We start from the raw sequence: 13,915 nt of genomic DNA on the forward strand, positions 1-13,915 counted from the left end.
ATACAGAGTTAGTTAAAATCAATAAAAGCCATCCCGGCGAACTTTACCCTGTACACCCCGCATGTTATAGGTAATGCTAAGCAGGAAATAGCGTGCCAGCGACTGAATTCGCTCGGTGCTCGTGTAGTTCTGACCGGCGTACTGCGACACGACCACGTTTCGGTTGAGCAGATCGACGGCCGACAGACGAATTTCGGCTTTTTTGGCTTTCCCAAGAATGTGGTAAACGGCCATATTCAGAATTGGAATCTGCTGATTGAAATTCAGCTTTTCGTTCTTATATACCCGGTAATTGAGCGAGGTATTGACAAAGAAACTACCCGGCAGTTGCAGGTTCAGATCGCCACGGAATGTATTGTTGTAGATAACCTGATTCTGTGCCGTGTTGATCGAATAGCGGGTATCGGTAATCCCAAAGTTGACATTCCCGTAAAAAGCAATCCAGTCCTTGGGCGTCAGGGCCAACTGCCCACCCAGCGAATAGTTCTGGTTGTCGGTTTCGTTCAATACCGAATTGATACGCGTCAGGTTATGCCCAAAATTCAACTGCGTGTTTATATTGAGCGTGGCTTTGGTCTTCTTGATTGGAAAGCCAAATCCCATATACGTTCCCAAATTACGACCACCCGTCAGGTTTTCAGGCATGGTGGTGACAATATTCGTCTGAGGATCTACCGTCTGGCTATACACAATCTGATTCACGTAATAGGTCGTGTAAACACTGGCCCACAAGTTGGTAAAACTACCCGGATTGAAATAGTTGAAGTAAGCACTAAGGTTATGATTGAGCTGAGGCAACAGATTAGGATTTCCCCGGCTCACGAATAATGGATTACTGTTCGTCGTAACCGGCTGTAAGTCCCGCGATGAGGGTATCTGAACGCCTACGTCATAGCCAGCGTAGAGGGATCGGTTGTTTTTTAAGGAGTAGTTAAGTGCTACGTTCGGTATGACTGTCGTATACGTTCGCTGGATAGATTGAAGCGGCTGGCCCTGATCACGGGCAAATTTCCCGTCGAGATGGAATTGCTGCCCGGCTACCCCGGCCGAGATGTTTAGCCCCTTGAACGCATACCGTAAACTGCTGCCTAACCGGTTGAACAGGTAGTTATTCTTGTAATACAAGCTCAGTGAGTCGATGCGTCGGCGGCTGTCGTCAAGGTTCACCACATCGCGGTCAACTTCATCATTGCGCAAGCTGAAATTATAGAAGGTTTCCCAGGTGTATTTTTTTCCAAATGGCTCGACATACAGCAGGTTAGCTTTGTACTGGTTGCTCCGCGAATTGGTTCCCTGATCCTGATTCAATACCCGCAGCATGTCGTTGACGCTGGTGGCCTGATAAAACTCGTTTCGGGCCTTCAGTAGTAAATCACCATCATTGGAATTGGTCTGAAAGGTACCGCTGGCGGCTAAACTACGTCCCTTCTTTTTAAGCTTCAACCGGTACAGCAATGTACTAACTATGGCAAACTGGTTTGCTGAGGTGTTATTCAGCGACTGACTGTTGGTTGTCGGCACTTCACTACCCGCACCTGCGTTAAGAAAAACCCGTTGCAGACTTTGCAGATTGCTGTTGCCGCTTCCAATCCGGGCATTGCTGATTACCACCATCGTCTGCATGGAATCGAGTTGTTTCTCAAACCGAAAGCTTACCCGGTGGTTTGTGTTCAGATTGGACTGATTGCTGGTATCCGTTGTCCGTAGCGATTGTTCACCGGGCAGATACCGCTTGTTTTCCCGAAGCGCGTTCAGGTCGACCCGTGTTTGGTTGAAGTAGTAGCTGGTGCTAAGCTTGGTTTTCTTAGTGTCGTAGTTGTAGTTGAGGCCACCCGCTGTGTTTTTTGAAAAGCCTCGTCCTTCGCCCCCGCCAACGGGAACGGTCAGGCTTTCCTGATCATCACCAAAATAAAGATAGCGATTCGCCCCGCTGAAGCCAAAATCGGCGTTGTCATTGACATTGAAGGCATTACTACCCCGGAAATCCTGGTAATCGTTAAATGAAAGCCCTTGCTGGTTCGTGTTATTGCCTAATAATATAGCCGAAAACTGCTGCTTACTGTCGAATTTATTGTAAATGCCCTTCCCATCAAACCGGGTGGATACGTTGTTGGAGGCAGGTCCGGCGCCAGCTGTTACTTTGCCAAAGCCGCCTTTTTTAAACTCCTCTTTCAGTTCCAGATTAACGGTTTTTTCTTTCTTACCGTCATTTATACCCGTTAGTTTGGCCTGCTCTGTTTTATCGTCGAAGACCTGCACTTTGGTAATGGCCTCAGCCTGTAGATTTTTGGTTGCTAGCTTGGGATCATTGCCAAAAAAACTCTTGCCATCTACCGTCACTTTCTTCACTTCCTGGCCCTGCGCCCGGATGTTGCCGTCCTGATCGATCTGCACACCGGGCAGTTTACGCAGTAAATCCTCGACGGTTGAGCCCGGCGGCACTTTGAATGAGCTGGCATTATACTCGATTGTGTCACCCTTTATCGTCAGTGGAGCCTTCGCCGTTCTGACAACAACCTCCATTAATTCTCTTGTAATGGGTTTTAGCTTCAAGGCACCGAGATCAACGACGGCCTCTGTGGCTGGCTTGATGACCTGGTTATATGGAATCATACCAACAAAGGATACTTTCAGCACATAGGTACCAACTTTAAGATTTTTGAAGGAAAACGCACCATTGTCGCCCGTACGGGTGAAGTTGACAAGCGATGAATCTTTAGCGTTCAACAGCATAACCGTTGATGAAGCCAACGGTGCAGCTGAAGTGTCAACGGCTCGGCCCTGTAGTGTAAAACGCGTTATACCGGGTGGACTTTGTGCAGAGAGTGTGGCAGAGAGCAGGCATAGCATAGCCAGCAGGAAGAAGTTTTTCATCCGGAAAAAGGTAAAAGGTTGAGGTGTAAGGGTAGCAAAGCTAAGCGCAATAGCGGCAAATGCTCATACCGTTAACGATTTTTAACTAAATTTATAGTAGTAAATTTAGTTAATGGCTAACACTACTGATAATGAGTCACTTTAGAGCAAAAGCGTTGCAGACGCCAGCCTATAAGATGACTTTCTGTAGAAAATTCCACACGGGCAGGCCAACTTTTTAGAAAGTGGCGCTAACGGATCGAAAAAGATGAGTTCAGAACATCACGAATGGCTTGGGCTTTCAATAAACATTCCTCCCATTCCTGCTCCGGTTCGGCCTCGTAGGTAATAGCACTCCCGACCGAGAAAGACGCATACTGGCTTTGGGCATTGTAAAGCAGCGTTCGGATAACGACGCTGAAATCAAAATCCGCATCGGGGGTTACAAAGCCGATCGCGCCCGAATACACCCCCCGCCGACTAACTTCCAGCTCATCGATCAACTGCATGGCGCGAATTTTGGGCGCTCCGGTCATACTCCCCATGGGAAAGGCATTTCGAATGGCTTCGGCCCAGGAAACGCGTTCGTGAAGCGTGGCCGAAACCGTCGAAATCATCTGAAAAACGTGCTGAAATCCGTAGATACCGAATAATTCATCGACCCCTATCGAACCCGTTTTGGCACTACGGGCGAGGTCGTTCCGGACCAGATCAACAATCATCAGGTTTTCGGCCCGCTCTTTCTCCGAGTTAAGCAGGTAAGCGCGCAGGGCCATGTCTTCGTCGGGCGTTTGTCCGCGCCGGACGGTGCCTTTAATGGGTTGCGATAAAACCTGGCTGCCCGTTTTCTTCAAAAACCGTTCGGGCGAAGCACCCATCACATACCGGTCACCCATCTTCACAAAACTCGAAAACGGCATGGGGGACCGCTCAGTCAAGGCACGATACGTTTGCAGGGGGTCCAGACGGGCAGCCTGCTGAATAAAAAACTCAATGCAATAATTCAATTCATAGACATCGCCCGCCCGAATGTGATCCTGAATCCGGCGAACAGTAGCCAAATACTCTTCCGGTAACACCCGGCATTGAATGATGGGCGGAGAATCAGGCAAAGCTACTGGGGAAGCAGCCGGATTGAATGACCGTAATTGCTTTAGCAAAGCACCAGTATCGCCCTCCCCCTGTATGATCAGCGCATCACCTAAAACGTCGGATTGCTCAAAATCAATAATCCATGCTGGCTCAACAAAATAAGCATCCGGAAACTGAAGTCGATCCGGGTTTCGGCTGCTGAGGTTCTCCAGTTGATTTTTTAGGTCGTAGCCCAAATAACCGACCAGATAGGCCGGTTTTTCGCGGTGGGCCTGCTGCAGTACGTCAAACACATCGCGATCCGCAGCTGTCTCCCCCGAAAACGAAATGACCCGTTTCGCCCCGACAAAAAGCCGGTTGGGAAAGGGGTCATTCGGGTAATCAATCCCGTTATTATTCAGGAAGGCAATAAAACCGTCTTCGTGAGTCTCTTCGGCAATTGCCCAGGCCAATGCCTGCCAACGCCAGCTTGACAGATCTTCGACCGACACACGAACACTATTCATCATTAGACAGGTAACAGCCGCACATCGATAGCGATATCTTTCCCTTCGGCATTACGGCCAACGGTGAATTCGACCTCATCATCTACCTGTAGTTCATTGAAGTCCGTATCGATCAGGCTCGTATAGTGAAAAAACAGGTTGTTAGGCGGATAATTGACAAAACCATAGCCTGTTTTGAGGCTGCGGATCGTACTGATTTTCCGTCCTTCCGGGTCATCGTCTACTGTGTCGGCGAGGTTATAATTCGGCTCACCGGATGCGGGATACGCTTCTTCATAGGCATCACCCGCACTGAGTTCGCCAAAGCTGTTTCCATTACTGAACGAACTTCCATTGCCAGATCCAGACACCGCCGTAAACGTTGGCCGTGCCTGCTGTTTCACAAACAGGTTCTGAATGATTACATCGTTTCGGCGGCTCCGGTCATCGATCAGGCCATGCATGGCTACCGGATACGAAACTTCTTCCAGTAAATCCTGCGATGTGCGGGTCACCTGCTTTTCTCCCTGCTCGTTCAGGAATTCAAAATCCCAGCTCAAGACCATAATTCGTGAGCCGAGGGTGTTGAGCTTCCGGATCAGCGGCACGTAATCGCCATCCGACGTAATCAGCACGACAACGTCGAATTTCTTGTACTGGGCAAGCTCAAAAGCCTCCAGCGCCAGCCATACATCGATGCCTTTTTCCTGCCGGTAGCCCTGATACGTTTTTACGGGTAAATAATGGGTTACCACCCCTTCCGACATCAAAATATCATCAAACAGGCGGTCATAAAACAGTTGATTACCCCGTTGATTTGCTTCATGGGCATTGAGCCGCCCCCGAAAATAATGGGCGTCCACAATTTGGCAAAGCCGTTCATTTACGCCCTCCTCTTCGGCTACCTGCCGACGAATGAATGCGTGTAAGCCTGAAATGCTGATGCGACTGCGACGTTCGTGAGAATAGTTATAATAATTGCTTACATGTAGAAAATAATTACCGTCATAAAAAACCCCGATACGGGTCAGTCTTGATGCTTCTGCTGGCATGTTATTAAGTAAGAGTTATTAGGTGTATGTTTATTATGTACGTCAATGAAAGCTACTTGTTATCTTTTACGGTTATCTCTCTGAGTCGGCAGAACTATACTTATACGAACAGCTTTTTTTTACAGGCACTTGTAGAAACAGTACATTAATAAATGTAGCCGAAACGAATACGGTAAATAATGATATGGATATCGATAGAAACGGTAAAAATAGCTATACAGGAACTATCCTGCAAAAATAGTATATTTTCGTTTGCAATACGCTCTGGCCGTATCTTTGTCTGATTTCTCTTATTCACTGTATGCAAAAGATAGTATTTGTTGACCGTGACGGAACGCTCATTGCTGAGCCACAGCCCGATCAACAGGTTGACTCACTGGCCAAACTCGACTACATTCCGAAGGCGATTTCGGCTATGCGAAAAATTGCCGAAGAAACGGATTACGAACTGGTCATGGTTACCAACCAGGATGGACTCGGTACCGATTCGTTTCCCGAAGACACATTCTGGCCCGCCCACAATAAGATGATGGCCACCTTTGCGGGCGAAAATGTCAATTTCGCAGCCGTTCACATCGACCGCCATTTCCCGCGCGACAAGTCGACGACCCGCAAGCCGGGCATCGGCATGCTGACGCAGTACTTCGAGGCTGGGTATGACCTGGCCAATAGCTATGTGATCGGCGATCGGCTGACGGATGTTCAACTGGCCGTAAACCTGGGCGCCAAAGCTATTTTATTTCTACCGCCCAACGGCTTATCGACCGTACAGGCTGCCGACGTCGATGGACTGACCGATGCGATGCAGGACGCCATTGCGCTTAAAACAGGCGACTGGGATGAAATTTATGAATTTCTTCGCCTGCCCGCCCGCACCGCTAGCGTTGAACGAAATACGAAAGAAACCCAGATACGGGTTGATTTAAACCTCGATGGGCGCGGTCGTGCCGACATCCATACGGGCCTCGGCTTTTTCGATCACATGCTCGATCAGGTAGCGAAACATTCCGGCGCCGATCTCACCATTCGTGTCGATGGCGATCTGCACATCGATGAACACCACACCATCGAGGATACGGCGCTGGCACTGGGCGAAGCCTACCGTCGCGCGCTCGGCGATAAACGGGGCATTAGCCGCTATGGATTTTTACTGCCCATGGATGAAGCGCTGGCCCAGGTGGGCATTGATTTTTCGGGCCGCCCGTGGCTGGTCTGGAACGCTGACTTTAAGCGCGAGAAAATCGGCGATATGCCTACTGAAATGTTCTACCATTTTTTCAAATCGTTCTCAGATACAGCCCTTTGCAATTTAAACATCAAGGTAGAAGGCGACAATGAACACCATAAGATCGAAGCCATTTTTAAAGCATTCGCCAAATCAATAAAGATGGCAGTTCGGCGTGATATCAATGAATTGGATAACATGCCCAGCACGAAAGGGGTTCTATAAACAAAAAAACGACAAGGTCTTATCGTCCTGATAGGTTTAAAATCAAAAGGCTATCGTATTTTTGCACCAGCATTCAACTGAAAACTGACATGGATTTATCAACACCTTTGACACTTCTGTTTTACGCGGTACTGCTGGCGTCGGCGTTTGTAACGGGCCGCTGGTTAGAGCGCAAAGACCGGAAGTACTAAGCTGGTTTACAGTTTATGGTTTACGGATTGGCCTTCACGTTGACAATGGCTTGACTAGCTGGAAGACCAGTTCGTAAATCGTAAGCGATATACCACTCCCCAAGTACATGCTCAGTACCCTTACGCGTTGGTTATTTAAACTATGGGGATGGCGGGTCGTTGGTCCCATCCCAACTGTTCCGAAAGCGATTTGGGTAGTGGCCCCGCACACGACGAACTGGGATTTCCTGCTCGGGCTCGGCATTCGGCCTACCATCCATATCTGGATTCAGTATCTGGCCAAAAGCTCGTTATTTACCTGGTATTCAGGCTGGCTGTTTCGGGCGTTAGGCGGCAAACCCGTTTATCGGGACAAGTCCCACAACCTGGTCGATGCAACGGCGGAGGTCTTCAACCAGACCGAACGTCTCCATATTTGTATTGCGCCCGAAGGCACGCGCAGCAATGTAGACAAGCTTAAAACGGGCTTTTACTACATCGCCCTCAAAGCCAACGTCCCGCTTATTCTGGTTGGTTTCGACTGGCCCCGGAAACTCATTCTCCTGAGTGAGCCCCTCTACGTAACCGGCAATTACGAAACCGACATGCTTCCTTTTTATACGTTCTTTTCTCAGGTGCACGGCATCAAAAAAGACTGGCTGAAACAGTGGGAAGAAACGGGTATGATTGCCTGATTCCTATCTTTTAGCCACTCATAGCTATACTTTTCGGGTGTTTTGTTTACGGGTGACAGTTGAACAAGTACCTTTCGAGTATCCTTCTTACGTTGACCGTTTCATGGAAAATCTTAAGATTGCAACCGCACAATTTGAAAATGCGAGTGGCGATAAAGCCTATAACCTAGGCGTTATAGAAACCCTTTCGGCCAAAGCCGCTCAGCAGGGCGCTCAGGTCATTGCGTTCCATGAGTGCTCTATTACCGGCTATACGTTTGCCCGGCACCTATCCCGGGAGCAACTGCTGGCCATAGCCGAATATATTCCGGACGGTGCTAGTATCCAGGCACTTACCCAGATTGCCCGCGCCAATGAAATCGTTATACTGGCTGGCTTATTTGAAAAAGACCAGGAGGACCGGCTTTTCAAAGCCTACGTCTGTGTCGACAAGAACGGATTAGTAGCCAAGTACCGCAAACTGCATCCGTTCATCAACCCGCATTTGCTGCCTGGCAATGAGTATGTAGTCTTTGATTTACTGGGTTGGAAATGCGGCATTCTCATCTGCTATGACAATAACGTTGTCGAGAATGTCCGGGCGACGGCTCTGTTGGGTGCCGATATTATTTTTATGCCCCATGTAACGATGCTGACGCCCTCGACACGCCCCGGAGCTGGTTTCGCTGATCCGGCACTTTGGTATAACCGACAAAACGATCCAACTTCCTTACGGCTGGAATTCGATGGCATGAAAGGACGCGCCTGGCTCATGAAATGGCTGCCCGCCCGCGCTTATGACAATGGCGTTTACGCCGTATTTGCCAACCCCATCGGCATGGATGATGACCAGTTAAAAAACGGCTGCTCGATGATTATTGATCCGTTTGGCGACGTGATAGCCGAATGCCGTGAGTTGGACAATGACATTGCTATTGCTACCTGTACGCCGGATAAACTGGAGAAATCAGGCGGCTATCGGTATCGGAAAGCGAGACGGCCTGATCTGTATCGGGATATTATTAGTCAGGACCATACGCCCGAACAAAAGGTTGTGTGGCTGAATGCTACGGATGCACCGACTCAGCCTCAATAAGCATTTATAAATTAGCTGGCTTATCGGCTTTGCAAGTCTTCAACCATTAATCGACCAGCGCGCTCGGATGCACCGGGCGTCCCCATTTTCTTCTGCACCTCGGCGTAGCCATTCAACAGAATGGAACGGCCGCCCTGTCCGGGCAAAATGCGCTGGAGCTCGGCCGTGATTTGATCGGGTGTGAGGTCATTTTGGATCAGTTCCTTCACCACTTCGTGATCCGCAATCAGGTTGACGAGTGAAATAAACGGCACCGCAATCAAGTTTTTGGCGATGGCGTAGCTAATGCCGGTTGTCTTATAGCACACGACCTGCGGAATGTTGAGCAGGGCTGTTTCGAGCGTGGCCGTGCCGGAGGTAACGAGTGCCGCCGTGGAGATGTGCAGCAAGTCATAGGCGGCATCATCCACGCGCCGGACGGTGGGATAATCAGCTAAGAGAGCGTCGTATAAGGAAGCAGGCAGATTGCTCACGGTACCAACAACAAACTGATAAGCCGGAAAACGAGTAACGACCCGCAGCATCAGCGGCAGAATAGACGTAATTTCCTGGTGGCGACTGCCGGGCAGAAGCGCAATAACAGGGCGCTCGTCGACACTTATTTTCTGCCGAAAGGACGGATCGGGATGAAAGTCGGCGAGGGCGTCGAGTAAAGGATTACCGACGTACTCCACTTTATAATCGTATTTGGCAAAGAACTCCGTTTCGAAAGGTAAAATGGTAAATAGCTTATCGACGGTTGCCTTTATCTTCAGCGCCCGACGTTGATTCCAGGCCCATACCTTCGGCGAAATATAATAGAATACCCGAATACCGTGCTTTTTGGCAAAACGAGCCATCCGCAGATTAAAACCGGCATAATCGATCAGGATAAGAGCGTCGGGCCGATTCGCCAAAAGATCGGCCTGGCATTCGCGCATGATCCGGCGAATGGTACCCAGATTTTTTGCCACCTCCAGAAATCCCATAAAAGCCATTTCACGATAATGGCGTACCAGCACCGTTCCGGCAGCTTCCATCTGCTCGCCACCATAGCCCCTGAAGGTAGCCTGGCTGTCGCAGGAGCGAATGGCTCGAACCAGATTGGCACCGTGCAAATCGCCGGAGCGCTCCCCGGCAATGAGGTAATAGTTCATGTATGGTACAGGCTATGGGCCGTATGTGGTGTGTGGCAATTGTTCAGCATATACAGCATACGACCCCTAGCATCCATCATGAGCCTATTCGCCAAAATAATCTACAAAGTTTTTTGGGGTCTCGTAGAGCCGGAGCTGGTGCAGATGCGCGTCGGTAACGGGTTCGAGCGCTCGTTCGAGAATCTTCCATATTTCCATAATGAAGATTTCGCAACTGGCCATTTTGCCCTGCATGAAATCTACATCGAGGTTCAGATTTTTATGATCCACCTTCTCGATTACTTCCCGTTTAACAATATCGCCCAGCAGTTTCAGGTCGATCACAAATCCGGTTCCAGGATCAGGTTCTCCCTTTACGGTCACGATCAATTCGAAGTTGTGTCCGTGCCAGTTTATGTTCGCACAGGGGCCAAATACTTCTTTGTTCCGCTCTTTTGACCAGGCTGGATTGTAGAGCCGGTGAGCCGCGTTGAAATGTTCAATTCTGTTAATATAGACCATTTTTCTGGTTTAGATGGGGCGGTTGCCAGAAACGCCGTTTGACAAATAAACCGCAAAGGTACGAAAAAGGTGCGAACAGTTCAGAGGCAACCTACACCGAATGTCGAACCCGTATAAGAAACGTAGGCACGCCCAATCATATAAAATAAATCCAATTTAATCAGGAAATACGCTATTCCTTTGTCCGTCGAAAAACCCGTATCTTTACACCCTCTTTGGCATAACCTCCTCAACTACTTATCTAATTATCACCACGAATACCTTTACGACTACCACTTTATGATCATCGTTACTGGAGCCGCCGGTTTTATTGGGAGCTGTTTAATCAGCAAGCTGAATCAGGAAAATTTCAATTTCATCATCGCTGTTGATGATTTTTCAAATCCTGAAAAAGAGGCCAACTTAGCCGGGAAACGCATTCAGGAACGCGTGGATCGTGAAGTGTTTTTTGACTGGCTCGACCAGAATTACCACGAGGTCGAGTTCATCTTTCACATCGGTGCCCGTACGGATACGACCGAATTCGACCGGCAGATTTTTGAACATCTGAACGTCGAATATTCCAAACAGATCTGGAACCGCTGTATTCAATACCAGATTCCACTCGTTTATGCTTCATCGGCGGCCACCTACGGTTTGGGCGAGCTAGGCTATGACGACAACGAATCACTGATTCCACAGTTGAAACCGCTCAACCCTTATGGCGACTCCAAAAACGAGTTCGACATCTGGGCACTGGAACAGGAACGTAAACCGTTCTTTTGGGCCGGATTGAAATTTTTCAATGTTTACGGCCCGAACGAATACCATAAAAGCCGGATGGCCTCGGTTATTTTCCATACTTTCCGGCAAATCAAAGAGTCTGGAAAGATGAAATTGTTTCGGTCGCACAACCCTGACTTTGCCGATGGGGAACAAATGCGCGATTTCGTTTATGTGAAGGATGTGGTCGACGTGTGCTCGTTTCTGATGCACCACCGGCGCAATTCCGGTATTTATAACCTGGGTAGCGGTAAGGCCCGTACCTTCCTCGACCTGGCTCGAAACACGTTCAAGGCGCTTGACCTCGAACCCGATATTAGTTTCGTGGACACGCCCATTGACATTCGCGACAAATACCAGTACTTCACGCAGGCCAACATGGCCAAACTTCGCTCAATCGGTTACGACCGGCCATTTTCATCGCTCGAAGATGGCATTTCCGATTATGTAAAAAACTACCTGAGCAAAGGCGAATATCTGTAATATACTGACGCAACAATATTAAAGCCGGGTCGTAGTGATGTGCTACGACCCGGCTTTTTTCACATCGTTACCTGTTCAGCGATAAACCTATTTAATCTTCTCCTCAAGCATATTTTTTGTCATGCTGACGACGTTTAAAACAGCCTTTATAACAAATTAACTAACCGACTCGGGCAGCGACAATTCGCTGGTAAACGCAAAACCCTGCCAGTCGAGACGTAAGTTTCCACCAAGCAATACGGTCAGACGGTGGCTGATCCAAAGGCCTAACCCATGCCCTTCCTTGAGCGGATCGGCCCTAAAATACGGTTGCAGTAGATCGAGCGTGGGGCCGCTGGCCCGAGCCGTCTGGTTCTGTACTCGAACCATCCAATTCGTCGAATACGTCACCCGAACGAGCACCGAGCTCCCCGTTACGGCGTACTTAATGGCGTTTTCGATCAGGTTCAGCAAAATATGTTCCAGCTTGACGGCATCCGTCAATAGCGGCTTCTGCACAAACTCATCCGTTTCCAGACGCGTTGTTACCTCATATTCAACCGCCAGGTTCGCCAGCTGGGTTAGGCAATGATTGATCAACTGGGGAACATCGACTTCACTTAACCGGAGTGGCTGTGCTGATTCTTCAGGACGGCTGAGGGTCAGAAACTCATCGAGTAGTCTGGCTAACCGGCTAACCTCATCCAGTTGACTGGCCAAAAACGGCTTCACCGCACCCGAAACCTGTTCGTTGCCGAGGGTTACTTCAAGGCCCGTTTTCATGATCGTCAAGGGGGTTCGCAATTCGTGCGCAGCCGCCCCAAAGAAATTCTGTTGAAGGTCAACATTTTCCCGAATCCGCCCCAGCATCCGATTCAGCGTATCCGTCAGCTGGTATAACTCATCGCGTGATTTCGGTAACGTTATTCGGCTATTACCGGTCGCATTACTAATTGTATTTGCCTGATCGACAATAGATTGAATCGGGCGTAATAACCAACCCGCCACGGCGTAGCCAGCTCCGAAAGCGAGTGCCAGGCTCAGTAGCCAACCCAACCCAAAGACCCAGCGCAGTTGGTTTATATCCTGACGCAAGCTCCTATCGGGCACCGATAAGGTCAGTCGGATCTGGCCATCCGGAGCCTGCTCTGTCGTTGTCTGCGTCGTTACAACGCGGTACGAAAAGTGGTGCGGTTCCTGATGCCGGTACGGACCGGATTTATCCGGAAAGCCCGGACTTCGGAACAGTTCATGGGTGCGGCCGTAAGCATGGTATAGAACCCGCATCCGCTCCCGGTCGGTGGGTAAGGGTAAAATAACCGGATCAACGCTAACCATCGACAGGAGCCATTCGGCCCGTGTTCTGGCTGCCCGATCAAACGCCGTCCGTAAACTCGTTTCAGCATGGTTGAGCATCAACCAACCGGCGAGCAGACTGATGCCGGCAAACACCGCCGTAACCGCCAGAACGATACGACTACGAAGGCTCATGTCGTTTTGAGCCGGTAGCCCCGGCCAATTAGCGTCTCGATTAAGCCCGTCATACCGATGGTATCAAGCTTTTTCCGCAACTGGTAGATATGCACTTCGATGACATTGCTGCCCATATCGAAATCGACCGCCCAGACTTTTTCGGCAATTTCGTTTTTCGTGACCAATTGCCCGGCCTTACGCATCAGCAGTTCCAGCAACGCAAACTCCCGATTAGTCAAATCGAGGGTTGTTTTGCTTTTCACAACTTCATGGGTAATGAGGTGCATTTCCAGATCGCATACCCGTAGAACGACATCATTACTGGTGGTACCTTTACGTTGAAGCACCCGAATCCGAGCCAGTAATTCATTGAAATCGAACGGCTTACGAAGGTAGTCGACCGCGCCAAGATCAAGTCCCTGAACAACTTTATCGGGATCACTCAGCGCCGATAGAATCATAACGGGAACCGTTAAGCCAAACGCCCGCAGGTTTTGCAATACCTCGAATCCCGTTTGCCCCGGCAACATTAAATCGAGAAGTACCAGATCGTACAGGCCACCCGCAATCTGGTCGAGGCCTTCAGAGCCTGAGTGCGTCAAATCGGCTACGTGGCCATGCTGCTCCAGCCCCTGTTTAATAAATCGGGCCAGTTTCCGTTCATCCTCAATAACTAGTATTTTCACAAAGGTGGGTGAGTGAAGGCCAC

The 13,915-nt window shown here is 49.4% G+C and carries 11 protein-coding genes; 4 read left to right on the plus strand and 7 right to left on the minus strand.

Annotated elements, in window-relative coordinates; all coding sequences use genetic code 11:
* Window positions 1-18: 18 nt before the first annotated feature.
* The 3 genes from ACYVAM_RS09135 to ACYVAM_RS09145 all read right to left on the minus strand — a co-directional run bounded on the left by ACYVAM_RS09135 (window position 19) and on the right by ACYVAM_RS09145 (window position 5,482).
* Window positions 19-2,874, minus strand: coding sequence for a TonB-dependent receptor domain-containing protein (locus ACYVAM_RS09135; RefSeq protein WP_461066125.1), 2,856 nt, complete (start codon window positions 2,872-2,874; stop codon window positions 19-21).
* A 230-nt stretch (window positions 2,875-3,104) separates the two neighbouring features.
* Window positions 3,105-4,454, minus strand: a complete 1,350-nt coding sequence (pabB, locus tag ACYVAM_RS09140; RefSeq protein WP_461066127.1) for an aminodeoxychorismate synthase component I — start codon at window positions 4,452-4,454, stop codon at window positions 3,105-3,107.
* Complete coding sequence (locus ACYVAM_RS09145) at window positions 4,454-5,482, minus strand: NYN domain-containing protein (protein ID WP_461066129.1); 1,029 nt, start codon at window positions 5,480-5,482, stop codon at window positions 4,454-4,456. Before ACYVAM_RS09145 ends, pabB begins: the two co-directional genes overlap by 1 nt.
* Before the next feature lie 301 nt (window positions 5,483-5,783).
* Between ACYVAM_RS09145 and hisB the strand changes: the two genes are divergently transcribed.
* The 3 genes from hisB (at window position 5,784) to ACYVAM_RS09160 (ending at window position 8,872) form a co-directional block, all read left to right on the plus strand.
* Complete coding sequence (gene hisB, locus ACYVAM_RS09150) at window positions 5,784-6,932, plus strand: bifunctional histidinol-phosphatase/imidazoleglycerol-phosphate dehydratase HisB (RefSeq protein WP_461066131.1); 1,149 nt, start codon at window positions 5,784-5,786, stop codon at window positions 6,930-6,932.
* A gap of 298 nt (window positions 6,933-7,230) precedes the next feature.
* A complete protein-coding gene (locus ACYVAM_RS09155) occupies window positions 7,231-7,797 on the plus strand; it encodes a 1-acyl-sn-glycerol-3-phosphate acyltransferase (RefSeq protein ID WP_461066133.1) in 567 nt (188 codons plus the stop codon).
* Window positions 7,798-7,900: 103 nt separating this feature from the next.
* Entirely contained in the window at window positions 7,901-8,872 is a 972-nt protein-coding gene (locus ACYVAM_RS09160; RefSeq protein ID WP_461066135.1) for a nitrilase family protein, read from the plus strand.
* A gap of 20 nt (window positions 8,873-8,892) precedes the next feature.
* Here ACYVAM_RS09160 and lpxB read toward each other — a convergent pair whose 3' ends face one another.
* Together lpxB and ACYVAM_RS09170 are read right to left on the minus strand one after the other, a co-directional pair.
* Complete coding sequence (gene lpxB / locus ACYVAM_RS09165) at window positions 8,893-10,008, minus strand: lipid-A-disaccharide synthase (protein ID WP_461066137.1); 1,116 nt, start codon at window positions 10,006-10,008, stop codon at window positions 8,893-8,895.
* Between the two features lie 84 nt (window positions 10,009-10,092).
* Window positions 10,093-10,509, minus strand: coding sequence for a 6-pyruvoyl trahydropterin synthase family protein (locus ACYVAM_RS09170; protein WP_461066139.1), 417 nt, complete (start codon window positions 10,507-10,509; stop codon window positions 10,093-10,095).
* A 279-nt stretch (window positions 10,510-10,788) separates the two neighbouring features.
* Here ACYVAM_RS09170 and rfaD point away from each other — a divergent pair, with 279 nt between their 5' ends.
* Window positions 10,789-11,754 (plus strand): ADP-glyceromanno-heptose 6-epimerase, encoded by a 966-nt coding sequence (gene rfaD / locus ACYVAM_RS09175; protein ID WP_461066141.1) that lies wholly within the window; start codon window positions 10,789-10,791, stop codon window positions 11,752-11,754.
* Between the two features lie 156 nt (window positions 11,755-11,910).
* Here rfaD and ACYVAM_RS09180 read toward each other — a convergent pair whose 3' ends face one another.
* Both ACYVAM_RS09180 and ACYVAM_RS09185 read right to left on the minus strand, forming a co-directional pair.
* Entirely contained in the window at window positions 11,911-13,224 is a 1,314-nt protein-coding gene (locus ACYVAM_RS09180) for a sensor histidine kinase (RefSeq protein WP_461066143.1), read from the minus strand.
* Window positions 13,221-13,892, minus strand: a complete 672-nt coding sequence (locus ACYVAM_RS09185; protein ID WP_461066145.1) for a response regulator transcription factor — start codon at window positions 13,890-13,892, stop codon at window positions 13,221-13,223. Before ACYVAM_RS09185 ends, ACYVAM_RS09180 begins: the two co-directional genes overlap by 4 nt.
* Between the last annotated feature and the right edge of the window lie 23 nt (window positions 13,893-13,915).

The organism is Spirosoma horti, assembly GCF_054776595.1.